The 23,435-nt window shown below is 63.7% G+C and carries 22 protein-coding genes; 8 read left to right on the top strand and 14 right to left on the bottom strand.

The features are described 5' to 3' along the window. The first annotated feature begins 116 nt into the window (after positions 1 to 116). Positions 117 to 1,031: a LysR family transcriptional regulator gene (locus ACZYTC_RS24940; protein ID WP_441773715.1), complete on the top strand. Its 915-nt coding sequence runs from the start codon at positions 117 to 119 to the stop codon at positions 1,029 to 1,031. Between the two features lie 45 nt (positions 1,032 to 1,076). Here the strand turns inward: ACZYTC_RS24940 and ACZYTC_RS24935 are convergent, their stop codons facing one another. Then, positions 1,077 to 1,979: a LysR family transcriptional regulator gene (locus ACZYTC_RS24935; RefSeq protein WP_481271274.1), complete on the bottom strand. Its 903-nt coding sequence runs from the start codon at positions 1,977 to 1,979 to the stop codon at positions 1,077 to 1,079. A 145-nt stretch (positions 1,980 to 2,124) separates the two neighbouring features. Between ACZYTC_RS24935 and ACZYTC_RS24930 the strand changes: the two genes are divergently transcribed. After that, positions 2,125 to 2,973: an alpha/beta fold hydrolase gene (locus tag ACZYTC_RS24930; protein ID WP_488990814.1), complete on the top strand. Its 849-nt coding sequence runs from the start codon at positions 2,125 to 2,127 to the stop codon at positions 2,971 to 2,973. Positions 2,974 to 2,995: 22 nt separating this feature from the next. Here ACZYTC_RS24930 and pcaF read toward each other — a convergent pair whose 3' ends face one another. Genes pcaF through ACZYTC_RS24915 form a run of 3 tightly spaced genes read right to left on the bottom strand, consistent with a single transcriptional unit; the run spans position 2,996 to position 5,598 of the window. Next, positions 2,996 to 4,195, bottom strand: coding sequence for a 3-oxoadipyl-CoA thiolase (gene pcaF / locus ACZYTC_RS24925; protein WP_488990813.1), 1,200 nt, complete (start codon positions 4,193 to 4,195; stop codon positions 2,996 to 2,998). Between the two features lies 1 nt (position 4,196). Further along, complete coding sequence (locus tag ACZYTC_RS24920; RefSeq protein WP_488990812.1) at positions 4,197 to 4,865, bottom strand: 3-oxoacid CoA-transferase subunit B; 669 nt, start codon at positions 4,863 to 4,865, stop codon at positions 4,197 to 4,199. A 1-nt stretch (position 4,866) separates the two neighbouring features. Further along, positions 4,867 to 5,598: a 3-oxoacid CoA-transferase subunit A gene (locus tag ACZYTC_RS24915; RefSeq protein WP_488990811.1), complete on the bottom strand. Its 732-nt coding sequence runs from the start codon at positions 5,596 to 5,598 to the stop codon at positions 4,867 to 4,869. A 120-nt stretch (positions 5,599 to 5,718) separates the two neighbouring features. On the opposite strand from ACZYTC_RS24915, the gene ACZYTC_RS24910 reads away from it, so the two are divergent. Beyond that, a complete protein-coding gene (locus ACZYTC_RS24910; protein WP_441773710.1) occupies positions 5,719 to 6,477 on the top strand; it encodes an IclR family transcriptional regulator domain-containing protein in 759 nt (252 codons plus the stop codon). Positions 6,478 to 6,491: 14 nt separating this feature from the next. Here the strand turns inward: ACZYTC_RS24910 and ACZYTC_RS24905 are convergent, their stop codons facing one another. The 9 genes from ACZYTC_RS24905 to ACZYTC_RS24865 all read right to left on the bottom strand — a co-directional run bounded on the left by ACZYTC_RS24905 (position 6,492) and on the right by ACZYTC_RS24865 (position 16,486). Then, positions 6,492 to 7,214, bottom strand: coding sequence for a metallophosphoesterase family protein (locus ACZYTC_RS24905; RefSeq protein ID WP_434960919.1), 723 nt, complete (start codon positions 7,212 to 7,214; stop codon positions 6,492 to 6,494). After that, positions 7,207 to 8,040, bottom strand: a complete 834-nt coding sequence (locus ACZYTC_RS24900; RefSeq protein WP_441773709.1) for a nucleotidyltransferase family protein — start codon at positions 8,038 to 8,040, stop codon at positions 7,207 to 7,209. The genes ACZYTC_RS24905 and ACZYTC_RS24900 overlap by 8 nt, the downstream gene beginning before the upstream one ends. 318 nt (positions 8,041 to 8,358) lie before the next feature. Further along, the gene (locus ACZYTC_RS24895) at positions 8,359 to 8,832 is read right to left on the bottom strand and encodes a VOC family protein (RefSeq protein ID WP_454819317.1); all 474 of its coding nucleotides are present in this window, start codon (positions 8,830 to 8,832) and stop codon (positions 8,359 to 8,361) included. A 257-nt stretch (positions 8,833 to 9,089) separates the two neighbouring features. Beyond that, positions 9,090 to 10,040 (bottom strand): ABC transporter ATP-binding protein, encoded by a 951-nt coding sequence (locus tag ACZYTC_RS24890; RefSeq protein ID WP_488990810.1) that lies wholly within the window; start codon positions 10,038 to 10,040, stop codon positions 9,090 to 9,092. Beyond that, positions 10,037 to 11,236 carry an amidohydrolase family protein gene (locus ACZYTC_RS24885; protein ID WP_488990809.1) on the bottom strand — a complete coding sequence of 400 codons (1,200 nt, stop codon included), beginning with the start codon at positions 11,234 to 11,236 and terminating at the stop codon, positions 10,037 to 10,039. The genes ACZYTC_RS24890 and ACZYTC_RS24885 overlap by 4 nt, the downstream gene beginning before the upstream one ends. 29 nt (positions 11,237 to 11,265) lie before the next feature. Next, positions 11,266 to 12,189 (bottom strand): ABC transporter permease, encoded by a 924-nt coding sequence (locus ACZYTC_RS24880; RefSeq protein ID WP_434960923.1) that lies wholly within the window; start codon positions 12,187 to 12,189, stop codon positions 11,266 to 11,268. Then, the gene (locus ACZYTC_RS24875; RefSeq protein ID WP_434960924.1) at positions 12,186 to 13,151 is read right to left on the bottom strand and encodes an ABC transporter permease; all 966 of its coding nucleotides are present in this window, start codon (positions 13,149 to 13,151) and stop codon (positions 12,186 to 12,188) included. Before ACZYTC_RS24875 ends, ACZYTC_RS24880 begins: the two co-directional genes overlap by 4 nt. A 490-nt stretch (positions 13,152 to 13,641) precedes the next feature. Beyond that, the gene (locus tag ACZYTC_RS24870; RefSeq protein WP_488990808.1) at positions 13,642 to 15,213 is read right to left on the bottom strand and encodes an ABC transporter substrate-binding protein; all 1,572 of its coding nucleotides are present in this window, start codon (positions 15,211 to 15,213) and stop codon (positions 13,642 to 13,644) included. A 283-nt stretch (positions 15,214 to 15,496) separates the two neighbouring features. Continuing rightward, on the bottom strand, positions 15,497 to 16,486 hold the full coding sequence (locus ACZYTC_RS24865; protein ID WP_454818157.1) for an ABC transporter ATP-binding protein: 990 nt from the start codon (positions 16,484 to 16,486) through the stop codon (positions 15,497 to 15,499). A gap of 220 nt (positions 16,487 to 16,706) precedes the next feature. Between ACZYTC_RS24865 and ACZYTC_RS24860 the strand changes: the two genes are divergently transcribed. After that, the gene (locus tag ACZYTC_RS24860; protein WP_434960927.1) at positions 16,707 to 17,369 is read left to right on the top strand and encodes a GntR family transcriptional regulator; all 663 of its coding nucleotides are present in this window, start codon (positions 16,707 to 16,709) and stop codon (positions 17,367 to 17,369) included. Here the strand turns inward: ACZYTC_RS24860 and ACZYTC_RS24855 are convergent. Then, a complete protein-coding gene (locus ACZYTC_RS24855; RefSeq protein ID WP_488990807.1) occupies positions 17,316 to 18,107 on the bottom strand; it encodes an aspartate/glutamate racemase family protein in 792 nt (263 codons plus the stop codon). The genes ACZYTC_RS24860 and ACZYTC_RS24855 overlap by 54 nt on opposite strands. A 367-nt stretch (positions 18,108 to 18,474) precedes the next feature. Between ACZYTC_RS24855 and ACZYTC_RS24850 the strand changes: the two genes are divergently transcribed. The 4 genes from ACZYTC_RS24850 (at position 18,475) to ACZYTC_RS24835 (ending at position 23,430) form a co-directional block, all read left to right on the top strand. Then, the gene (locus tag ACZYTC_RS24850; protein WP_434960929.1) at positions 18,475 to 19,470 is read left to right on the top strand and encodes an ABC transporter ATP-binding protein; all 996 of its coding nucleotides are present in this window, start codon (positions 18,475 to 18,477) and stop codon (positions 19,468 to 19,470) included. Continuing rightward, positions 19,467 to 20,450 (top strand): ATP-binding cassette domain-containing protein, encoded by a 984-nt coding sequence (locus ACZYTC_RS24845; protein ID WP_434960930.1) that lies wholly within the window; start codon positions 19,467 to 19,469, stop codon positions 20,448 to 20,450. Before ACZYTC_RS24850 ends, ACZYTC_RS24845 begins: the two co-directional genes overlap by 4 nt. Before the next feature lie 50 nt (positions 20,451 to 20,500). Next, complete coding sequence (locus tag ACZYTC_RS24840) at positions 20,501 to 22,144, top strand: ABC transporter substrate-binding protein (protein ID WP_488990806.1); 1,644 nt, start codon at positions 20,501 to 20,503, stop codon at positions 22,142 to 22,144. A gap of 335 nt (positions 22,145 to 22,479) precedes the next feature. After that, positions 22,480 to 23,430: an ABC transporter permease gene (locus ACZYTC_RS24835; protein ID WP_322432131.1), complete on the top strand. Its 951-nt coding sequence runs from the start codon at positions 22,480 to 22,482 to the stop codon at positions 23,428 to 23,430. Positions 23,431 to 23,435: the final 5 nt, after the last annotated feature.

Genomic DNA, 23,435 nt, shown 5'->3' with positions numbered 1-23,435 from the left:
CTCCCATTTTTTGCGGAGCGCTTCTGCTGCGCTTGTTCATCGTTTTTCCGCGGAGGAGCCCTGGACTTCAATGCATCCAAGATTATATAATTTATTTGTATAATTGGGGGAGGATCGTGGAACTCGGCCAACTCCGGTGTTTCGCCATGGTGGCGGAGGAACTGCATTTCGGCCGGGCCGCGCAAAAGCTCGGCATGCTGCCGGCCTCATTGGGCCGGCATATCCGGCTTCTGGAGGAATCGCTGGGCACGCAATTGCTGCTGCGCACGACGCGCAATGTCGGCTTGACCAGCGAGGGCACAACGCTCCTGCCGCAGGCGCGCCAACTCCTCGAGCAATCCGACGGCATTGTGGCCCGCTTCAGGGCGATGGGCGGGAACTCGGCCAAACCGCTGAGGATCGGTGCGATCGACAGCGCCGCCGCCGGCCTCCTGCCGACGCTTCTCCAGGACCTTCGAGCTGTTCATCCGGACATGGCAACCCAGCTCATCGAGGACAAGACCATCCGGCTGCTACCAAGGCTGCTGTCCGGACGCATCGATCTCGCCTTCATTCGCCCGCCCGATGCGGTGGACCACCGCATCAAGACCGTCCGGCTGTTTCACGAAACCGCGGTGGTGGCGATGTCGGTCCATCACCGCTTGGCGGAGCGGCCCCATGTCGCGATCCGCGAGCTCGAGGACGAGCCGCTCATCGTTCCGGAGCGGCGATCCCGCCCCCACAGCCACGACCTCACCATCAAGCTGTTCACCGAAGCCGGCCTGCAGGCCAGGATCGCGCAATTGGCGGATGAAAAGCAGACCATCGTCAATCTCGTGGCGGCGCGGATCGGTATTGCCATCGTCCCCCAATGGACCGCCCGCCTCGCGGTCAGCGGCGTCGTCTACGTGCCCCTTGCCATCGAGCCGGGCGCGATGACCAACAAGCTGCCGCTTTCAGTGGCCTGGCTGAAGGGCGCACGCGATCCGGCCAGGGACAGGATCCTGGAGGTTCTGAACCGGAACCTATCGCGATACGAGGAATCAGCCTGAAGCGTTTTGAATTTTGATGGAACCGTCAAGAATTGCGACAACGCTTTAGCTCGTCCACAAGGCAGGTGCGTGGACGCCGATATAGTCCCAAAGGCGGTTGGCGACGGGACCGTGCGGGCGATCACGCCGTCGCGCGGCGACCAGCTCGGTTTCAACACCCGGAAAGGAGGCGCCGGCGATGGAGAGAAGGCGTCCATCCCGCAATTCCTGCTCGATCATGAAGCGCGGCAGATGTCCCCAGGCCATGCCGCGAAGGATGACCTCCTTCTTCATCGCGTGATCGGCGACCGTGCATTGCGGTGCCCCCTCCAAGACGTAGAAATTGACCTTCGCGGCCGCTCGCGTCGTATCGCGGATGATGCATTGGGTGAGCCCGCGCATTTGATCCGGTGAGATCCGGCGCGTGAGCTCGAACGGCAGAAACCGCGGGGCAACCACCGGCACGAACGACACCTTGCCCAGGTCGATCCATTCCAGGCGGGGATCGGCCTTTTCGACCCAATGCAGGATCAGATCGGCCTCATCCTCCAAAAGCCGTTCCGATGGGCCGCCGATCGTCTCGAAATGGAGGTCCAGTCGTGTCTGCGGGCATTGCGAGAAGAAGCCGCCCAGCAGTTGCAGGCCTTCATGCAGGGGGCAGGTGTCGCCGAGAATGACGCGCACATGCGTCTCTTCGCCCATTGCAAGCTGGCGGGCATGTATGCGCAGCGCCTCCATTTCGCCGAGCAAGGACTGGGCCTTGCGGTGGAACGAGCGGCCGGCCTCGGTCAGGGTTACGCGATAGCCGCTGCGGTCGAGCAGGAGGACGCCGAGATTGGTCTCCAGCTTGGCGATCGCCGCGAATATCGCCGCATGCGAACGGTGGAGCGCGGCGGCCGCAGCCTGGAAGCCGCCTTCGCGGACCACGGCATCGAAGCACTGGATTTCCTGGAGCGTGAAGGCTTGCATTGCCAATTATTATTACAAAGATTGTAAAATCTTTTCAATTTTTATTGAAATTCTGCGGCCCTAATTTCGAAACGTCCAACGAGGAGCGCGGCTCTCGATCCCGGCGCTGCCGCCGGAAAGAGCACAGCATGAAAAGGTGCACGCTATGACCAACGCTATTGCCCGGCTGGCCACGCCGGATCCTGAGGAGCCGGCAACCCTGTCGTTCCTGACCACGGGAGACGGCGTCAAGATCGCCTACAAGGTGGACGGCCCGGAAGATCGCCCGGCTCTCATCCTGTCTAATTCCATTGGCACGACCCTGCATATGTGGGATCTGCAGATCCCGCAGCTGTCGAAACATTTTCGGGTCATTCGCTATGATTTTCGCGGCCACGGCGCCTCGGAGGTATCGCCCGGCGCCTATTCAGACGGCCGGCTCGGCCGCGACGTGCTCGAGCTGATGGATTGGCTCGGCATCGAGCGCGCGCATTTCCTCGGCCTATCCCTGGGCGGCTTCGTCGGCCAGTGGCTCGCCATCCATGCGCCGGAGCGCATCGAGCGCCTGGTGTTGAGCAACACGGCCGCCCATCTCGGCCCCACAGCCTATTTCGACAAGGCCATCGCCGCCGTACTTGCCGCGCCGGATATGAAGGAGACTGCGGAAACCTTCATCGGCAACTGGTTTCCGAAGGCCATGATCGAGGCGAATGGGCCGGTCATTCGAACCTTCCGGGAGATGCTGCTGAACACCTCGCGGCAGGGTCTTGCCGGCAACTGGGCAGCAGTGCGCGATGCCGACCTACGCCGCCCCATCGCCCTGATCGCAGCCCCCACGCTGGTCATTGCCGGTGAGTTCGACACGGTCACCTCTCTCGGCAAGAGCGAAGAGATCGCCAACACCATCCCCGGCGCCCGGCTGAAGGTGTTGCCCGCCGTTCACCTCAGCAATATCGAGTTCCCGCAGGAGTTCGTGGCGGAGGTGCTGTCGTTCCTGCAAGTGGATGCGGCGTAATCGCGATTGGGAAAGGCGGGATTCACACGCGCTCGAGCGCGATGGCGATGCCCTGCCCGACGCCGATGCACATGGTCGAGAGCGAGCGCCCGCCGCCCTTGTGGGCCAATTCCAGCGCCGCCGTTCCGGTGATGCGAGCCCCGGACATGCCGAGCGGATGACCAAGCGCGATGGCGCCGCCATTCGGGTTCACACGCGGATCGTCATCGGCAATGCCGAGTTCGCGCAGTGTGGCAAGCCCCTGCGCGGCAAAGGCTTCGTTGAGTTCGATCACGTCGAAATCACCCTGTGTCAGCCCCAGCCGCGTCATGAGCTTTTGCGAGGCCGGCGCCGGGCCGATCCCCATGATCCGCGGCGGCACGCCGGCCATCGCACCGCCCAGGACGCGGGCAATCGGGGCCAGGCCATGGGCTTTCGCCGCCGCTTCCGAGGCCAGGATCAGCGCGGCAGCGCCGTCATTCACGCCCGAAGCATTGCCCGCCGTGACCGAGCCCCCCTCGAACAGCGGCCTGAGCTTGGCGAGAGATTCCAGCGTGGTGGCACGGGGATGCTCGTCCCGGTCCATCACCACCGGATCGCCCTTGCGCTGTGGAATCGTGACCGGCACGATTTCCTGCGCCAGCCGCCCATTGGCCTGCGCAGAAGCGGCTTTTTGCTGCGAGGCCAGCGCCATGACGTCCTGCGCCTCGCGGGACACGCCGAAATCACCTGCGACGTTCTGGCCGGTCTGCGGCATGGAGTCGGTGCCATAGGCCTTGTGCATCGCCGGATTGACGAAACGCCAGCCGATGGTGGTGTCGTGGATTTCGGCATGGCGCGAAAAGGCGCTGTCCGCCTTGGGCATGACGAAGGGCGCGCGCGACATGGATTCGACGCCGCCGGCAATCATCAAACCGGCCTCGCCGGCCTTGATGGCACGGGCCGCGGCAAGGACGGCATCCATGCCCGAGCCGCAGAGCCGGTTGATGGTGGTGCCGGGAACCGTGAGAGGAAGCCCCGCCAGGAGAAGCGACATGCGGGCAACATTGCGATTGTCCTCACCTGCCTGATTGGCGCAGCCGAAGATCACGTCGTCGACATCGCGCCAGTCCACGCCAGCATTGCGGGCCATCAGTGCCTTCAGCGGCGCGGCACCGAGATCGTCGGCCCGAACCGACGCCAGCGCACCACCGAAACTGCCGATTGGGGTGCGGACATAGTCGCAGATGACAACCTCGGTCATGTCATAGCTCCGGAACGACGAGATCGACAATCGGACCGGATACATGGAGCTGAGCCCCTGTCACGGCCTGCAATTGGCCGATTGAAAGAGAGGGCAATTTCTCGCGCAGCACGAACCGACCACCTTCGATGTCAACAACGGCGAGGCTGGTATAGACCCGGGTAACGCAGCCCACCCCGGTCAGCGGCAGGGTGCATCGTTCGAGCAGCTTGGGCTGGCCGTCCCTGGTCGCGTGATCGGTAATGACGGCGACGCGCTTTGCGCCATGCACCAGGTCCATGGCGCCACCTACGGCGGGCATACCCTTCGGCCCGGTCGACCAATTGGCGAGGTCACCGGTCTGGGCGACCTGATAGGCACCGAGGATGGCCACGTCGAGATGGCCGCCCCGTACCATGGCAAAGCTATCGGCATGGTGGAAGAAGGCAGCCCCCGGCTTCAGCGTCACCGCTTTCTTGCCCGCATTGATAAGATCCCAGTCTTCTTCCCCCTCTGCCGGGCTCTCGCCGAAGTTCAGGATACCGTTCTCGGTGTGAAAGATCGCCTCGCGCCCGGCAGGCTGATACTGGGCCACTTTCTCGGGAAGACCGATACCGAGATTGACATAGGCGCCATCGGCGATGTCCTGCGCTGCGCGCCATGCAATCTGGTTGCTCGACAATCTGCTCATCTCAGGCCTCCAGCGGATAGGCGGCATTGGCGCGATTCAGGTCTTCTTCCTGATGCGGATGGGGCACTTCGACGATCTTCTGGACGAAGATGCCGGGGGTGACCACCGCCTCGGGATCGATCTCGCCCGCCGGCACGATGCGGCTGGCCTGCACGATGGTCACGGCCGCGGCCATGCACATCAGCGGGTTGAAGTTCCGCGCCGCCATCCGGTAGGTCAGATTGCCATAGGGATCGGCCAATTCGGCCTTCACCAGCGCGACATCGGCCTTGAGCCAGCGCTCGCGCACATAGGAACGTCCCTCGAATTCCGCCACCGGCTTGCCCGCCGCCAGATCGGTGCCAAAGCTGGTTGGCGTATAGAAGGCAGGGATGCCGGCGCCGCCGGCGCGGATGCGTTCAGCCAGCGTGCCTTGCGGCACGAGTTCCAGCTCGATCTCGCCGGCAAGGTAAAGCTGCGTGAACACCACCGGATCCGCCGAGCGCGGGAAGGAGCAGATCAGCTTGCGCACCATGCCCGCCTCGATCAGCGCGGCGAGACCGACATGCCCGTTGCCGGCATTGTTGCTCACCACCGTCAGGTCCCTGGGATGCCCCGTGGCGCGATAGCGGTCGATCAGTGCATGGATCAGCTCGATCGGCGAACCGGCGCCGCCGAAGCCTCCGATCATCACGGTCGTTCCGTCCTCGATCTCAGCCACGGCGCTGGCGAGGTTCGCGACTGTCTTGTCCATCTCAATCCATCCATGGGCCAACGCGATCTGGAGGCGCAGGATTAAGCGCGATAGCGCATTCCGTAAATCCAGTTTGTGCGATATGATATTATTTGTTGACATATCGCACGAAGAAAACGGATGGCGATCAGCGAACGCGACATCATGGGAGGGTTGGCCAAAGGACTGGCGGTGATCGAGACCTTCACCGCCGAACGCCCGCGCCAATCCATTGCCGAAGTCTCGGCCGCCTCGGGATTGGACCGGGCCACGGCCCGGCGCTGCCTGCTGACGCTCGCTTATCAGGGCTATGCCGATTACGACGGCAAATTTTTCACCCTGACGCCGCGCATCCTGCGGCTCGGTACGGCCTGCCTCGCGACCATGCCGCTGCCGCAGATCGTGCAGCCGATGCTGGACAGACTGTCAGAAGAGATCGGGGAAAGCTCGTCGGTCTCCATCCTCGACGGCAGCGAGATCGTCTATGTCGCCCGCGCCGCACAGAGAAAGGTGATGTCGGTGGTGCTGATGCCCGGCTCGCGCCTGCCGGCCTATTGCACCTCGATGGGGCGGGTGCTGCTCGCCGGCCTGCCGGAATCGGAAGCACGGGCGATACTGGGTACGGATACGCTGCCGGCGCGCACCTCGCGCACACTGACCGATCCCGAGGCTGTCGTCGCCGAACTGGTGCGGGTCAGGGCCCAGGGCTATGCCGCCATCGACCAGGAGGTGGAGGAAGGATTGCGCTCCGTTGCGGTGCCTCTCCTGAATGTACGCGGCCGCGTGATCGCGGCGCTCAACACCGGCCTGCCGGCTTCCGGCCCGGTGGCGGATCTGACCAGCCGCTATTTGCCGGCCCTGCTGGCCGTGCAGGCGCAACTGAAACCGATCCTGCGATAGAGGTACCGTCGCATTCAGATCTCGAGCAAGGCGTAGGGCCGGCCCGTCGGCTTTTCGATATGGGCAGCCACATTGTAGACGGGCGCGCCTCGCGGCGTCTTGCCCTGATAGGCACCACGATGGGCATGGCCATGGACCACGGCGCTGACCTCGAAGCGATCGATGGTTTCGGCGAGCCGCGAGGAACCCAGGAAGGGATAGATTTCAGGGGGCTCGCCGGCGACCGTCTCGACGATGGGGGCGTAGTGAAGCACCACCACCGCCCGATCGGCGCGAACCTGGCGCATGGCATTCTCCAGGCGCATCGCCTGGTCGATGCCCTCGGCCACCATGGCCTTGATGGCGGGCTCGCCGAACGAGCTCAGCATGAAGCGCCCGAAGCCACCTGCAAATCCCTTCACACCGACGAAGCCGACACCTTCGATCTCGACATGACGGCCGTCGAGCAGATGCACCTTTGCCGCTTCCAGAATGGCAGCCAGCCTGTCCGTCTCACCTCCCTCATAGTCGTGATTGCCGAGCACGGCGACCACGGGAATGCTGCAGGCGGTGAGGTCAGCGGCAAGATGCTCGGCCTGTTTCGGCTTGCCGAGATCGGTGAGGTCGCCGGCCAGCACCAGCACATCCGCCGCCTCCGAAATCTCCTTGAAGAGATCGCGGTAGGACTCTTCCGGCGTATCCTTGACATGCAGGTCGGCCAGGGCAGCCACCTTGATGCTTTTTGGCCTGTCATTCATCGCTTCTGTGTCCCTTGGAAGCGCGGCGGTCCCCCTCACCGCCCACATCGGCAAACCCCCATTCCTTGACGTCGATCTCAAAGTCTATGCGTGAATACATGCGGCCCCGGCAGATCTTCATCTGTGGGGGCGGCAATTGCCGCTGTGCAGCGAGCCGCTCAAGCAATTCCGTCAACAGCCAGGCCGGAACGACGTCGCGCTCTGATGGATAGATCCAGCGGAAATTGAGCAGGTGCATCAGGAGCACCTCCCAATGCACCTCCATATGCGCAAGCAGGCGCTGCCAGTCGATCTGCGCATGCGTCTTGAGGATGAGATGGACCACGTCGGCGCCGTCATAGCGATGGCGCATCTGCACGAAACATTTGGACCAGATGAGATCGGTCGGTCCGACGATGCCGACCTTGCAATCATAAAGATGGATCTGGCGTCCCTGCTCGAACCAGTCGTCTCCCACCGGCATCGTGCCGTTCGGCGAGGCAAAAATGACGTCGAAGAACTTCTTGCCCTTGAAAACCTTGCCGAGCCAGCGATCATCCTCGATCTCGACGGCATAGTTCTCGGCCTGGAAATAGGCGAGCAGGCGCTGGGCATCCCCCGCCTTGCAGAAAATGTCCAGATCCTTGGTCAGGCGGGTGATGCCGGTATAGGCGCTGACGGCAAAGGTGCCGGCCACCAGAAACGGAACATCGCAGGCAGCCAGGTCGTGGATGGCCTGTTGCACGAAGCTCTCTGCTTCGTCGTCGTGCAGCAATGGCTCGGCCATGGCCTGCATCAGGTGCGACCGCTTTGCCTTGCCTGTCTGTTTCTTGCGGCTTGTCGCCATCCCCACCGCCTTTGCCCGCTCGAAGCATTGATCCTCCCTGTTGGAACCGACGTTGAACAACTTGGTTCCGAAGTGATCACGTCCGGTGAGCATTCGATCGCGCCGCAGCCGCAATCGAAGGGCTTGCCTGCCAGCCGCAGCGGTTACCCCGGCCTTCGCCGCGCGAGGGTGAAGTGGATGGCACAGTGATGGCAATGTTGCGACCACCACCGACACCGTGCAAGTGGCCTTGCAATGCATCGGCCGGGTGTCCGAGGCCGCCCTGGTCTCCCAGGGAGCGACCTCATCGATCCCGACGCTGCCGAATTGGCGGCATCGTCAGCCTCGACGAGCCGCCTCGATCGCCGCGACGTCGATCTTCCTCATCGCCATCATCGCGTCGAACGCGCGTTTTGCTTCCGCACCGCCGGCGGCTATCGCCTCGGTCAAGGCGCGGGGCGTGATCTGCCAGGAGATGCCCCATTTGTCCTTGCACCAGCCGCACGCACTTTCCTGGCCGCCATTGCCGACGATGGCGTTCCAGTAACGGTCGGTCTCCTCTTGGTCATCCGTGGCGATCTGGAAGGAAAAGGCCTCGCTATGCTTGAATGCGGGCCCGCCATTGAGGCCAAGACAGGGGATGCCGGCAACGGTGAATTCGACCGTCAGTACGTCGCCCTCCTTGCCCGACGGATAGTCGCCGGGAGCGCAATGGACGGCATGCACGTTGCTGTCAGGAAAGGTCTCGGCGTAGAAGCGGGCCGCAGCCTCCGCGTCCTTGTCGTACCACACGCAGATCGTGTTCTTGGCAATCGCCATTGCTTGTCCTTTCGCTTTCAAAGCCAATGGAGCTTCTGGCGGACTCGCGGTGGTTCGCAGTCGGCCTGAGCACCGCACCATGACCATAGAATGCGTTGCCACCGCACAACGTTCCGACAGCTACGCCCAAAAAGTCAATGTTGGTGCAGGCACTTGTTGTTCGAAGTCACTGCTCGCGGGGGCACTGCCTCTGCAGGATGGCTGGGCAAAGACGGTTCGATGAGGGCAGCGGCGCAGCTACCGGACTTCCATCATGCTGCGTGGCAGGCGACACGCACGTCACCCTCGACCGTCCGCATCTCGGGCCGTTCGCGCTTGCACATCTCCATCACCAGCGGACAACGCGGGTGGAAGGCGCAGCCCGAAGGGGGATTGAGCGGGCTGGGCAGATCCCCGGCCAGGGGCGCGCGATCCCGGTTGGGATTTTCGATATCGGGGATCGTCTCCAGCAGCAGCCGCGTATAGGGATGGCGCGGCGTGTCGAACACGGTGCGGCCCGGCCCCTCCTCCACCAGGCGGCCGAGATACATCACACCGATGCGGTCGGTGAGAAAGCGCACCACCGACAGATTGTGGCTGATGAACAGATAGGTCAGGCCGAGGCGCTGCTGCAGGTCCTTGAGCAGGTTGAGCACCTGCGCCTGGACGGAGACGTCAAGGGCGGAGGTCGGCTCGTCCAGCAGCAGCAATTCGGCCTCGGCGGCAAGGGCGCGGGCGATGGAGATGCGCTGGCGCTGGCCGCCGGAAAACTCATGCGGATATTTGGTGCCGTCACCGGGCGCCATCCCGACGGTCGCCAGGAGTTCACCGACCCGGCGCCGGCGCTCGGCGCCCGGCAGATGCCGCATCGGCTCGGCGATGCTGCGGCCGATGCGCCAGCGCGGATTGAGGCTGCCGACCGGATCCTGGAACACCATCTGCAACCGCACCGCCTTGCCACCGACGCCGACGAAGTCGATACGACCCGCGCTCGGCGCATCGAGACCGGCGATCAGGCGCGTAATGGTGGATTTGCCGCAGCCCGACTCGCCCACGATCGAAAAGGTGGTGCCACGCTCAATCCAAAAGCTCACGCCATCGACGGCCCGGACCAGCTTGCGGCCGGCGCGCGTGACCACACGCTGCAGGAAGGGCGCCGAGACGTCGAAGGTCTTGGAGAGATCGGCGACCTCGAGCAGCGGGCTGGCGTTGTCCTGCTTCATGGCGCCTCGCTATCGATCCATTGATTGTCGGCGGCCACGACACGGCCCCGCTTCACCACGAGCGCGCGCGGCGGGCGATCCACCAGGATCTGCGCCAGGTTCTCGCCCTCGATCAGCACGAGGCTGCCTTCGCAGCCTGCCTCGAGCCCATAGCCTTCCAGCCCGAGCAGGTCGGCACCGCGGCGCGTGCCCATGTCGAGCGCCCGCAGCAGCTCGGCATCGGTGCGGCAATGGGTGCGGTAGGCCAGGAGCCAGCAACGGTCGAGCATGTCGCCATCGCCATGCGGGTTCCAGGTATCGCGCAGCGAATCGGAGGCAACGGCACAGCGCACCCCGCGCGCCGCGAGCTCGAACATCGGCGGGAAGCCAATCTCGCCCGGTACGGCGGAAATGATGCCGATTCCGGCTTCGGCCAGCACATCGATCATGCGCTGCACCTTGTGCGCCGGGCCGTCGCCGAGGCAGAAGGCGTGGCTGACGACAACGCGGCCCTGCATGCCGAGAGCGCGCGTGCGCTCGGCGATCATGCCGAGCTCGAACAGGCCCAGTTCCCCTGGCTCATGCAGGTGGATGTCGATCTTGGCGCCCTTGCGGCTAGCGATGTCGAAGATGGTGTCGAGATGTCCCTTCGGATCAGCGTCGATGGTGGCCGGGTCAATGCCACCGATGACCGAGGCGCCCTCGTCCAGCGCAGCCTCCATCAGATCCGCGGTACCGGGATCGATCATCAGGCCGGTCTGGGGGAAGGCGACCAGTTCCAGGCCGACGGCATGCTTCACCTTCTGCCAGGCCTCCAGCACGCCGTGCAGATTGTCGAGCCTGTAGGCGGTGGAGATATCGACATGGCTGCGGATATGGGTCGAGCCCATCTCCACGCAGCGCCGCATCAGATTGCCGGCGCGCTCGGGCACGCCCCAGGGCAGCTCCTTGCGGATGGCGACCTCATTGTCGATCATGGCCCGCAAGGAGGGCGGCACATTGATGCTGTGCCAAGGCAGGCCCCACAGGATCTTGTCGAGATGGACGTGGGCTTCGACGAAAGGCGCGATGGCGATGGCCCCCTTGCCCTCCACCTGCGGCACGCCTTCGGGCCGGGCCAGGTCGCGGCCGACGGCGGCGATCTTGCCGCCGCGGATCAGGATGTCAGCGCTTTCCTTGGCATCCGGGCGGACATCGGTGAGAAGCAGATCGGTCATTTCAGGGCCCATGATCGACAAAACAGGGATCAACGAAGACGAGGATTGAGGACATCGCGCAACCAGTCGCCGACGATGTTGACGGAGAGGACGAGCAGCACCAGCGCGGCCCCCGGGAACAGGGAGATCCACCATTCGCCCGACAGCAGGAGATCGTTGCCGGCGCGGATGAGCGTACCGAGCGAGGGCTGGGAAGGCGGCATGCCCAGGCCAAGGAAGGACAGGATTGCCTCGGTGAGGATGGCGACGCCCAGCCCGAGCGTAGCGAGCACCAGCACCGGCCCGATCGTGTTGGGCAGGATATGCGAGAGCACGATGCGAAGGCTGGATACCTTGCTGATGCGCGCCGCGGCCACATAGTCCTTCTGGCGCTCGATCATGGTGGCGGCCCGCACCGTGCGTGCGAACTGTACCCAGTCGGCGACGCCGATGGCGAGGATGACGACATAGAAGCGCATGTCTTCGCGCAACGCCGCCGGCATCACGATCTTGGCGACCCCATCGATGAAGAAAGCGATCATGATGGTTGGAAAGGAGAGCTGCACATCGGCAAGGCGCATGATGAGGGCATCGATCCAGCCCCCGAAATAACCGGCCAGCAAGCCGAGGGTCACCCCGATGGTAACCGAGAACAGCACGGCCGCGGCGCCGACGAGGATCGATATGCGCATGCCGTAGAAGATGGCCGACAGAATGTCCCTGCCCTGCTCGTCGGTGCCGAGTAGGTAGCGGACGCTCCCGCCTTCCGACCAGACGGGGGGCAGGCGTGCATCCATGATGTCGAGCGTGGCCGGATCGAAGGGGTCATGCGGGGCGATCAGGTTGGCGGCCACGGCGCACAGGATCAGCAGGCCGAGGATGAAGGTGGCGATGATGACCGCGGGCGAAGTGCGAAAACGCCAGGCGAGTTCGCTGGTGGCCATGGTCCGGACGATGGCGGCAAACTGGCTCATTTCACCCTCAATCTCGGATCGACCAGGAGATAGGTCAGGTCGACGATCAGGTTGATCAGCACGAAGCTGAAACCGACGAAGGCGAGATAGGCTGCCATCACCGGAAAATCCGCAAACTCGATCGCCTGCAGGATCAGGAGACCCATGCCGGGCCATTGGAACACCGCCTCGACCACGATGGCGAAGGCGATCAGCGAGCCGATTTGCAGGCCGACGATGGTGATCACCGGCAACAGGCTGTTGCGCAGGCCATGGGTGAGATGAACAGCCCGGTCCGACAGGCCGCGGGCCCGGGCGAACTTGATGAAATCGGAGCGCAGCACCTCCAACATCTCGCCGCGGATCAGGCGCATGATCATCGAGACCTGGAAGACGGCGAGCGTGATGGTGGGCATGATCAGGGCCTTGAGGCCGCTCACCGTGAGGAAACCGGTGGTCCACCAGCCGATCCGCACCGTGTCGCCGCGCCCGAAGGCCGACAGCCAGCGCAGCTCCACCGAAAAGACCAGGATCAGCAGCATGCCGATCAGGAACTGCGGCATGGAAATGCCGAGGAGCGAGCCCATCTGGAACAGGCGGCTCAACCATCCGCGCGGCCTCAGCGCCGTATAGACCCCCATGGGAATGCCGACCACCAAGGCGGTCAGGGTCGCCGCGAAGACCAGTTCCAGCGTCGCCGGCAAGCGGGTGAGGATGAGATCGAGCACGGGCTGCCGGTTGCGGTAGGAGACGCCGAAATCACCAACCACCGCCCGTTCGATGAAACGCCAGAATTGCACGATCGTCGGCTGGTCGAGGCCGAGGGCAGCCCGCAATTCCTCGCGCTGGGCCAGGGTGGCATTGACGCCGAGTACATTGTTCACGGGGTCGCCGAGGAAATTGAAGATGCAGAAGGACAACCCGGTAACGACCAGCATGACCAGGATGACGCTGGTGAGGCGGGTTGCGAGCATGGAGATCATGAGGGTCTCTCGATCCCTGGCGCATTTTCCAGAAGAGACGAAGGAGTCTCCGGTCGAGAAAGTGCGTCAAAACAAGAAGTTGAGCAAAGGCTACGACTCAACGGCAATGCCCCTCGGTTTGTGCTGCCCCTCACCTTACCTCTCCCCGTAAGAACGGGGCGAGGAGGCACGAGCGTTGCGATTGATCTTCAGTCCCTTCATCTCGCCCGACGGTCGGGCGAGATGGCGTGCCGCCGGCATGAAACTCGCCGCCAAAGCCCCCTCGCCCCGTTCTTACGGGGAGAGGGTATGGGTGAGGGGCTGAGCGACCTCATCAGAGTGAATAAGCTGAAATGCGGTCACACCCCACGGGACCTGCGGAGGGGCGGTGGGAGAAACCGCCCCTCCGTTTGCGCATGACGCCGGACAGTTTCGGGGGACCCGGAGAAAACATCATGCGGCAAGCGAAGACTGAGGGCATGGCGTCGCCGGCACAGGCCGGCTCGCAGCCCTAGTTCATGGTGTAGTACCAGAAGCGCGTATACTCGTCGGCGGGCACGACGGCATTGACCTTGTCGCTCATGCCCCAGGTCAGGAACTGCTGGTGCAGCATGATCTTGCCGACTTCGTCGCGATGGATCTTCACCACTTCCGAGATCATGGCCTGGCGCTTGGCCGGGTCGTATTCGGTGCCGATCTGTTCGATCAGCTTGTCCACCTTGGGGTTGGAATAGCCCTTGGGGTTCCAGGTGCCCAGATCGCCGGTAGGCGTATGGATCGTCGCCGACATGATGTTGTAGGCGTCGATCGAGGGCAGGCCGGCCCAGCCCAGCATGTAGAAGGAATATTTGCCGGCGGGCAGCTCGGTGTCGGTCTGGACCGGCGTGTGCATGGTCAGCTGCACCTTGATGCCGATCTTTGCGAGCATGCCGACGGTGGCCTGGCAGATCCTTTCGTCATTGATGAAGGAACCGGCCGGGCAATCCATCGGCAGGGTAAAGCCCTTGGCATAACCCGCTTCCGCCAGCAACGCCTTGGCGGCGGCGACGTCATAGGGGAAGCGCACGTCCAGGCCGGCATCGTAGTAGGGAAGCTCGGGCGCGAGCGGCACGGCCGTCGGGCGCGAATTGCCGCGCATGATGCTGCGCTTGATGCCCTCGATGTCGATGGCCTGGTAGATCGCCTTGCGCACCCTGACATCGGCGAGCGGATTGCCCTCGACGCCGCTGCCCGGCAATGTCTTGCTCTGCTGGTCCATGCCAAAGAAGATCGAGCGCAGGTGCGGCGCGCGCATGATCTTCATGCCGGGTGTGGATGCGATGCGGTCCACATCCTGGGGCGGTGCATTGCGGATGAAGTCGACCTCGCCCGACAAGAGGGCGGCGACGCGGGTGGCGGCATTGGTGATCGGCGTATAGACGATCTCGTCGAGATTGTGCTGCGGCTTGTCCCACCAGTCCTCGTTCTTGACCAGCACGGTGCGTATGTCGGGTTGGCGCGAGGCCAGCTTGAACGGCCCGGTGCCGATGCCCTGGGTGGTCATGGCGCCGCCGGTGTTGGAGGACAGGTCGATCGGCTTGGTGGCACCGACCGATTCTTGGAATTTCTTGTCCAGGATGTACCAGCCGGCGAAATCGTTGAGCAGCAGCGCATATTTGCGCTTGAGCGTAACCACCACCGTGTGATCGTCGACCTTGGTAATCTTGGCGATCGGCTCGAGCAGGCCGGCGAAGGGAGAGCCCGGCGCGCCCGCCCGTTCGAAGGAGAAGATCACGTCGTCGGCGGTGAAGGGGTCGCCATTGTGGAACTTGACACCCTTGCGCAGGTGGAACCGCCACTCGGTGTCCGAAACCGCCTCCCAGCTCTCGGCCAAAGCCGGCTCGAGCTTGAGGTCGCGGTTCCAGCGCACCAATCCTTCATAGACATTGCTGAGCAGGCTGAGCGTGAAGTCGTCCCGCGCCGCATGCGGGTCCATGGAACTGATTTCCTGGGCTTCAGCGAAACGCAGCGTCTTGGCGCTGGCCGCTCCCGTGGCCAGCACGGCGCACGAGGCGATCAGCAGGATCTTCAAATAGGTCTTCACGGCCATCTCCCGGTTAAACGGTCCTTCGTCGGCGGTCACGACGGCGCGGCTTTATTTTTGTCTCGCGCTTCGCCACCAAGCGATCGGCTGCGTTCCGAATGGCTGGTGACACCGTTCTTCGCAGACGATCCATTCCCCTGCCCGTATCCAGTTCGGGCATTTCGATCATTCCATAAGCGGCACCAGCCGTCTACAAATTTGTACTATAACGAGTATACAATATTGTATGGCAGCGTTGGAGACGAGCTTACCCGGCGCGGGAGATGCCGCTCCCGCGTGATCGTCAGAGCGCTGTACCGCCTTGATGCAAGAAACAGGCCGCCGCGGTGGCGCCTGCAATGGCGAGCCGGGGACTCTCGGCCTGGCAGCGCGGACCGCTCTGCTGGCAACGCGGGTGGAAGGCGCAGCCCTTGGGCCAACTGCCCAGACGCGGCATCGCCCCGTCGATCTGCGCCAGGCGCTCGACCTGCCGGTTGAGCGATGGGATCGAAGCCATCAGGCCAGCCGCATAGGGATGGTTGGGCCGATGCACCACCGCTTCCACCGGGCCGATCTCGACCACTCGCCCGGCATACATCACCGCCACGCGGTCGGCGATCTCGGCAATCACCCCCATGTCATGGGTAACCAACATGATGGCGGTGTTCTTCTCTCGTGCCAGGCGCTTGAGCAGGGCCAGGATCTGGGCCTGAATCGAAACGTCGAGCGCCGTCGTCGGTTCGTCGGCGATGATCAGCTCGGGCTCCCCCGCCAGCGCCAGGGCAATGACGATGCGCTGGCGCATGCCGCCGGAGAATTGATGCGGATATTGTTCGAAACGATTGACGGGGTCGGCGATGCCGACTTCGGTGAGAAGGCGAATCGCCCGCTGGCGCGCTCCCTCGCGATTCAGATTGGGAAAATGCGTGCGGATGGTCTCGGTCAGCTGCCGCCCCACGGTGAACAAGGGGTCGAGGCTGGTCAACGGGTCCTGGAAAATGGCGCCGATCCGCCGGCCGCGGATCTGGCGCTGGCGGTGCGGAGGCAGGTTGTCGATGCGCTCCCCGCTCAGCCGGATGCTGCCCGCCGCGATGCGGCCCGGCGCCTGCAAAAGCCCGATCAGGGCGCTGCCGGTCATCGACTTTCCTGCACCCGATTCGCCGACCACGCCGAGGATCTCGCCCTGGACGATGTCGAAGGAGACATTGTCGATGGCAACCAGCGTGCCCGTGCGTGTCGGGAACTCGATACGCAGATCCCGGACCTCCAGCACGGCCGGAGGCAACGTCGTCATCCCATCTGTTTCACTGTGTGAACTGGTCATGCCGCCTCACAATCCGGGTGCCGCCGCCTGGTTGCGGCCACCATGACAGGGGTTGTTTCCAACTCGGCAATATACAATGTAGAATACACTTGGTTTCCTCCGTTGAGTCAAATTGCAAGGCCACATCATGCCCCCATCGTCCGGGCCTCAAACGAAGCAAGCGCCTGTCGCCCCCAGGCGCCGCGGACGGGTGGACGAACGGATCCATTCGGAGATCTATTCGGCCATCATCAATCATCAGCTTCGACCGGCCACGCCGCTCCAGGAGGATGCCCTGGCCACCGCCTTCGGCGTCAGCCGCACGCTGATCCGCAAGGTCCTGCAGCAGCTTTCCCATGAAAAACTGGTCGAGCTCATCCCCAACAAGGGGGCGATCGTGGCCCGCCCCTCGGTGGAGGAAGCACGCCAGGTTTTCGAGGCTCGGCGCGAGATCGAGTGCATCCTGATCCGGCGCCTGGCCGCGACCATCACCGATGCGGAGATCACTCGCCTGCGGGCCGCGGTGGAAGCGGAGGCCCGGGCCCAGGAGCAAGGCGACAAGCGCCGGCGGCTGCAACTGTCGGGAGACTTTCATCGCGAACTTGCCTCCATGGCCGGCAATGACGTTCTCAAGGATTTCGTGCATGAGCTCGTGTCGCGTTCCTCGCTGGTGATCGCGCTTTACGAATCTCCCGGTGCGGTTCCCTGCGCCTATGACGAACACAAGCGCATCGTCGATGCCCTGGCCAAGCGCGATGCGCAGGATGCCGCCCGCAACATGGAGCACCATCTGCGCCATGTCGAAGCCCAGGTAGACCTGTCAGACGTTCCGGCCCGCATCGACTTCAAGTCGCTCTTCCGACCGCTGGGCTGATACGCGCCAGCCGGCTGGCGCGTAGGCGGCCAACTTGCCGGCATAGGGCTTGGCGAGGGGATAAGCGAGGTCGCCATGCTTGGAGGTTTTGAGGCCCATGCCGACCAGGGCCTCGGCGAATTTGACCGCGGCGCAGACGCCGTCGATCACCGGGATCTGTAACCTGTCCTCGAGAAAATCGGCCAGGCCGGCCATGCCGGCGCAGCCGAGCACGATCGCCCCGGCCTTGTCCTCCTCCAGCGCCATCCGGCACTCGGCCAGGATGATGTCGCGAGCCCGCGTGCCCGGCTGCTCGAGCTCGAGTACCGGCAGTTCCGTCGCCCGCACGCGGCGGCAGTGATTGTGCATGCCGTAGTTGCGCACCAAATGCTCGGCGATGATGCGCGTGCGCTCCAGCGTGGTGACGACGGAAAAGCCGGTGGCCACGAAAGCGGCCGCATGCATGGCCGCTTCCGCAATGCCGATCACCGGCGCGTCCGTGATTTCGCGCGCCGCCAGCAGGCCCGGATCGCCGAAGCAGGCGATCACATAGGCGTCCGCGGGCGGCCCGTCGCGAATCTCGTCGACGAGGCCGATCACGCTCATGGCTTCGTCGAAATGCCCTTCGATCGAGGCCGCTCCGGAACGAGAAGTCGAGGCGACGATCTCTGTGCCGCGCGCAGCCACAGCGCAGGCGCTGATACGCATCGCCTCGGTCATCGACGCCGTGGTGTTGGGATTGATGAGCTTGATGCGCATGGGGTTCCTCGGACGGGGTGACGCATTTTGTTCTTAATATTGTATACGATATTGTATCTTTATGTGATTTCCCGCAGGCGTCAATGGCAATGATGGGGAACGATGCCGTCGTGCCATCCAGCCCTTCTTGATTGAGGATCAGGATCGATCAGGCCCGAAGGAACCCTTTCACGAAGCGCATCAACTCAATCACCCCTCCTGGCAGGCCTGACCGGCACGCTTGCCGTTCATATTGACGGAATGTGGTGACGTTGCCCGACGGCCGGATGCAATGCCATCGCAGATTGAATTTCATTGTTGACACATTATTGTATACATGTGACGTTCCAGATCGTATCCGACAGAACCGCCTGCAAGGGAGATGTCGATGGATCGCGATACCAGGCCCATCCTCAGGGTGCGCAATCTCAAGACCGGGTTTGCCACGCCGGCAGGCACGGTGGTGGCAGTCGACGGGGTCGACTTCGACCTCCATCGCAACGAGATTCTCGCGATCATCGGCGAATCCGGCTCGGGCAAGACCGTGACCGCGCTCTCGCTGATCCGTCTGATCACCTCGCCACCCGGGCGCTATCTCGGCGGATCGATCGAGATCGGCGGGCGCGACCTCCTCACTCTCGACGAGGCGGCGATGGAGACGGTTCGCGGCAAGACCATCGGCATGATCTTCCAGAACCCGCGCGCCTCGCTCGATCCTTCCTTCACCATCGAATCCCAGCTCGTCGAGACGCTGATGCGCCACGATCCGGCCCTCGGCCGCAAAGGCGCCCGCGCCGCGGCTGCCAAGGCGCTCCAGGAGGTCGGCTTTCCCGACATCGCGCGCGTGCTGGCAAGCTACCCCCACCAGCTCAGCGGCGGCATGTGCCAGCGCATCGGCCTCGCCATGGTGCTGGCCTGCAAGCCGGAACTCCTCATCGCCGACGAACCCACGACGGCACTCGATGTCGGTGTCCAGGCCAAGATCCTGCTGCTGCTCAAGAAACGCAGCCGCGAGACCGGCCTGCCCATCGTCATCATCACCCACGATATCGGCGTGGTGCGCGCCATCGCCACCCGCGTCCTCGTGATGTATGGCGGCCATGTCCAGGAGGCCGGCGACATCGATGAGGTCCTGTCCGAGCCGCTGCACCCCTATACCAAGGCCCTCATCCGCTCCATTCCCGATCCGGACGCCCGTTCGGACGCCATGACCTTCATCAAGGGCGAACCGCCAAACCTGTTGGCACCGCCGCCCGGCTGCCGCTTCGCGCCGCGCTGTGATCAGGCGATCGGGCTGTGCCATCAGAAGCTGCCGGACTGGCGCGCCGCCGGCCCGGGTCGGATGGTGCGCTGCCACCTCGCCGCTGCGGGAGCAACCCAATGACGCGCCCTGCCCTGATCGAGGTGCGTTCCGTCAACAAGACCTTCTCCGTCAGCAAGGGCGGCCTGCTGCGCCGGCCCGCCGCGAGCACCAAGGCGGTCAACGATGTCAGCCTGACCATCGCCAAGGGCGAGATCCTCGGCTGCGTCGGCGGCTCGGGCTCGGGCAAGTCGACGCTCGGGCGCATCATCCTGCGCCTGATCGAGCCTGACAGCGGCGAGATACGCTATGATGGAACCGATCTGCGGGCCCTCTCGCGCGAGCAGATGCGCCACTATCGCCGCCGGCTGCAGATCGTCTTCCAGGACCCGCTGCAATCGCTCAACCCGCGGCGCACGGTGGCCGAGAACATCGCCCGGCCCCTGCTCAATTTCGGCATTTCCGGCGCGGCGGCCAGCCGGCGCGTCGACGAACTGCTCGAACTCGTCGGCCTCGATCCGCGCCAATCCTATCGCTATCCGCACGAATATAGCGGCGGCCAGTGCCAGCGCATCGCCATCGCCCGCGCCCTGGCGCTCGAACCCGAGTTCCTGTTCCTGGACGAACCGGTTTCGGCGCTCGACGTCTCGATCCAGGCCCAGATCCTCAATCTCCTGGCGGAGCTGAGAAAGAAGCTCGATCTCACCTTCCTGTTCGTTTCCCACGACCTGAAGATCGTCAAGCAGTTCTGCGACCGCACCATGGTGATGTATCGCGGCTGCGTGCTCGAACAGGGCACCAGCGAGGAAGTCTATGCCGAGCCGTTGCACCCCTTCACCCGCGACTTCCTCGGAACCGTGCTGCATCTGCGCAAGGATTCGCGCTGGGAACAGGCGGCCGAGCGAGCCGAGGATCTGGAAGGAACCGCGGGCCTTATGGGAGCGGGCTGCATCTATGCCGGCAATTGCGCCGAGCGCTTCGAGCCCTGCACCCGATCGGCACCCACGCTGACGGCCATCGCCGGCGAAAGGAAAGTGGCCTGCTTCCGCCACGGCGGGCCCTGAACGTCAAAACACCATCCCAACGACAATGAAAAATCACGAGGGGAACCATCATGACGAAAGAGCATCGCACCGAACGAACGGGACCGCGCAGGTCCTGGAGCGGCCTGCTGCGCGCGGGCGTGACGGCCGCCGCGCTGATTGCCGGCGCCTTTGCCGCCTTCGACGCGCCACCGGCGCTTGCGGCCAGCAACACCATCACTTTCGCGGTGGAATCGGATTTCAGCCGCCTCGACCCCCACGCCTCGCGCACCTGGAACACCTTCAAGGTGGTGCGCCATCTGTTCGAGACTTTCGTCGAGGAGGATCTTACCAAGGGCCCCGACGTCGCGCCCAAGATCGTGCCGGCGCTGGCCGAGAGCTGGGACGTCTCGGCCGATGGCAAGAGCTATACCTTCCATCTGCGCAAGGGCGTCCAGTTCCATGACGGTACGCCCTGGAACGCGCAAGCGGCCAAGTTCAATCTCGACCGCATGACGGACAAGAATTTCAAATATTTCCAGCCTGTCTCCCCCGGCCTGATGGGCTGGATGTGGCAGGACCTCGCCGGCTATGAGGTGGTCGACGACACTACCTTCAAGATCAATCTCAAGCAGCCGAATGCCGAGTTCCTGCGCCGGATGGCCGCCGGCGGCTCGGGTGCGCCGCGCATGATCAGCCCCACCGCCGTCGAGACCTATGGCAACGACAAGATCGAGCAGCATCCCATCGGCACCGGTCCCTTCAAATTCGTGGAACGAGTGGTGGGCGAGAAACTCGTCATCGCCCGTAACGACAATTACTGGGATCCAACGCGCAAGCCCAAGGCGGATCAGATCATCTTCAGAGGCATTCCCGAGGTCTCCACGCGCGAATTGGCGCTGGCCGGCGGCGAAGTGGACGTGATCGGCACGCCTTCCCCCGATTCTCTCGATTTCCTCAAGCAGCAGGGCATCCAGATCATCTCCGGCCAGAGCCCGATGATTTATGTGCTGTGGCTCAACCACAAGGACGAGCATTTCAAGGATGTACGCGTGCGCAAGGCCGCCTGCATGGCGATCAACCGCGACGACATGGCCAAATATCAGCGCAAGGGCCTGGCCCGTCCAGCCTACGGCGTACTCAATCCCGGCGGCCCAGGCTTCGATCCCGCCTATAAGGACTGCAACTACGACCCCGAAGGCGCCAAGAAGCTGCTGGCCGAAGCCGGCTACCCCAACGGCTTCACCACAAGGATGGACTGGACCTTCGGTGCCGGCGCCGACGTGAATACCAAGGGCGACGCCGAGTGGCTGCAGCGCGATTTCGAGAAGATCGGCATCAAGGCAAGCATCGAGATGTTCGACAACAACACCTTCTGGGAGATGATGTCGAAGGGCATGCGCGAGGGCACCGGCCTGACATCGGCCTCCTGGGGCGAAAGCACTTTTGCCTGGCTCGACCAGATGATAACCACCACCGCTTTGCCGCCGAACTGCTGCAATTCGGGCTACTACAACAACCCCAAGATCGACACCCTCTTGTCGCAGGCCCGCGGTGCCGCCACGGCGGAGGCCATGGACAAGAAGCTGCACGAGGTGCGCGATGCCATCGCCAACGACATGGCTTTCACCTCCTATTACACGGCCGATTCCGTCTATGCGGCCCGGCCCGAAGTGAAAGGTTTCGTGCTGGCGCCGCAGCACTGGTTCGACCTCACCGGCATCACCAAGCAGTAGCAACACCCCTCGTCCAGTCGCCCCCGCTGAGATTTTGGTGTTCGTGCATCGACGCCGAGACGAGCAAAGCGCAACGATCCCTCCCCGGTTTCGGGGAGGGCGCACACACAACTTGTGTGTGCTGGGGCCGGCAAAGCCGGCTCGGGTGGGGTAGCGTGGCGCTTAGGACGACCAGCTGGTCCATGTCGCACCACGCTCCCCCATCCGCCGGTGCTGCACACCGGCGCCTTCCCCGAAGTCCGGGAGGGATCTCAGCGCTCCATCTGTTCGGGTTGAGATGCGTGAATCCGAAGGCTCGATGGGGACGGCCAGATGCACCAATGAAGGGCTTTGCCATGTCCATCTTCGCTTTTGCCGGCAATCGGCTGCTCTATGCCATTCCGGTGCTGCTTGGCGTGACACTGGTGGTTTTCCTGTCGCTCCAGCTCATTCCCGGTGATATCGCCCTGACACTGCTCGGGCGCATGGCCACCGAAGCGCAGCTCGAAGCCTTGCGCCAGCGCCTCGGTCTCGACCAGCCGCTGATCCTGCAATATCTGCGCTGGCTGTGGAATCTCCTGCATGGCGACATCGGCAATTCCGTCTCGCAGCAATTGCCGGTGCTGCAGATCCTGCTGCCCAAGATCCTCAACTCGCTCATCTTGATGGCCGGCAGCCTCGTGATCGTGCTGGCCTGCGGCTTCGGGCTCAGCGTGCTCTCGGCGCCGCGTTTCCGCACCTTCACCGACAAGTCGGTGGTGGCTCTCACCTTGGTGCTGGCCTCGCTGCCGGTGTTCTGGCTCGGCATCGTGCTGCTCTATTTCTTCGGCTTCAAATGGAAGCTCTTCCCCATCTCCGGCATGTACAACATGATCGATCCCGGCGGCCTCGGGCAGTTGCTCCATCATATGGTGCTGCCGGCGATCGCGACCGCGGCTTCCTCGATCGCCGTCGTCACCCGCGTCACCCGTTCGCGCATGCTCGATGTCCTCGGCCAGCCTTATATCCTGGCCGCCCGCGCCCGCGGCCTCAGCCGCCGGCAGATCGTGCTGCGCCACGGCGTGCGTAACACCCTGCCGACCTTCGCCAGCATCGGCGGCCTGCAGATCGGCTATCTGTTCGGTGGCGTCATCTTCACCGAGATCATCTTCAACTGGCCCGGCGTCGGCCAACTCCTGTTCGACGCCATCATGCAGCGCGACGTGCCGGTGATCCAGGGCTGCGTGCTCGCGGTCGCCATCGTCTTCGTCCTCGGCAATCTGATCTCGGACGTCATCGTCCACGCCCTCGATCCCAAGCAACGGTGAGGCTG

This window comes from Labrys sp. F242 (genome assembly GCF_057813875.1).
This window is presented reverse-complemented; position numbering and strand designations above follow the sequence as displayed.

What these genes read in the sequence shown, in the direction of transcription:
- ACZYTC_RS24935 (WP_481271274.1), bottom strand. Translation starts at nt 1,979, where the DNA reads ATGCAAGCCTTCACGCTCCAGGAAATCCAGTGCTTCGATGCCGTGGTC.
- ACZYTC_RS24930 (WP_488990814.1), top strand. Translation starts at nt 2,125, where the DNA reads ATGACCAACGCTATTGCCCGGCTGGCCACGCCGGATCCTGAGGAGCCG.
- pcaF (WP_488990813.1), bottom strand. Translation starts at nt 4,195, where the DNA reads ATGACCGAGGTTGTCATCTGCGACTATGTCCGCACCCCAATCGGCAGT.
- ACZYTC_RS24920 (WP_488990812.1), bottom strand. Translation starts at nt 4,865, where the DNA reads ATGAGCAGATTGTCGAGCAACCAGATTGCATGGCGCGCAGCGCAGGAC.
- ACZYTC_RS24915 (WP_488990811.1), bottom strand. Translation starts at nt 5,598, where the DNA reads ATGGACAAGACAGTCGCGAACCTCGCCAGCGCCGTGGCTGAGATCGAG.
- ACZYTC_RS24910 (WP_441773710.1), top strand. Translation starts at nt 5,719, where the DNA reads ATGGCGATCAGCGAACGCGACATCATGGGAGGGTTGGCCAAAGGACTG.
- ACZYTC_RS24905 (WP_434960919.1), bottom strand. Translation starts at nt 7,214, where the DNA reads ATGAATGACAGGCCAAAAAGCATCAAGGTGGCTGCCCTGGCCGACCTG.
- ACZYTC_RS24900 (WP_441773709.1), bottom strand. Translation starts at nt 8,040, where the DNA reads ATGGCGACAAGCCGCAAGAAACAGACAGGCAAGGCAAAGCGGTCGCAC.
- ACZYTC_RS24890 (WP_488990810.1), bottom strand. Translation starts at nt 10,040, where the DNA reads ATGAAGCAGGACAACGCCAGCCCGCTGCTCGAGGTCGCCGATCTCTCC.
- ACZYTC_RS24885 (WP_488990809.1), bottom strand. Translation starts at nt 11,236, where the DNA reads ATGACCGATCTGCTTCTCACCGATGTCCGCCCGGATGCCAAGGAAAGC.
- ACZYTC_RS24880 (WP_434960923.1), bottom strand. Translation starts at nt 12,189, where the DNA reads ATGAGCCAGTTTGCCGCCATCGTCCGGACCATGGCCACCAGCGAACTC.
- ACZYTC_RS24875 (WP_434960924.1), bottom strand. Translation starts at nt 13,151, where the DNA reads ATGATCTCCATGCTCGCAACCCGCCTCACCAGCGTCATCCTGGTCATG.
- ACZYTC_RS24865 (WP_454818157.1), bottom strand. Translation starts at nt 16,486, where the DNA reads ATGACGACGTTGCCTCCGGCCGTGCTGGAGGTCCGGGATCTGCGTATC.
- ACZYTC_RS24855 (WP_488990807.1), bottom strand. Translation starts at nt 18,107, where the DNA reads ATGCGCATCAAGCTCATCAATCCCAACACCACGGCGTCGATGACCGAG.
- ACZYTC_RS24850 (WP_434960929.1), top strand. Translation starts at nt 18,475, where the DNA reads ATGGATCGCGATACCAGGCCCATCCTCAGGGTGCGCAATCTCAAGACC.
- ACZYTC_RS24845 (WP_434960930.1), top strand. Translation starts at nt 19,467, where the DNA reads ATGACGCGCCCTGCCCTGATCGAGGTGCGTTCCGTCAACAAGACCTTC.
- ACZYTC_RS24840 (WP_488990806.1), top strand. Translation starts at nt 20,501, where the DNA reads ATGACGAAAGAGCATCGCACCGAACGAACGGGACCGCGCAGGTCCTGG.
- ACZYTC_RS24835 (WP_322432131.1), top strand. Translation starts at nt 22,480, where the DNA reads ATGTCCATCTTCGCTTTTGCCGGCAATCGGCTGCTCTATGCCATTCCG.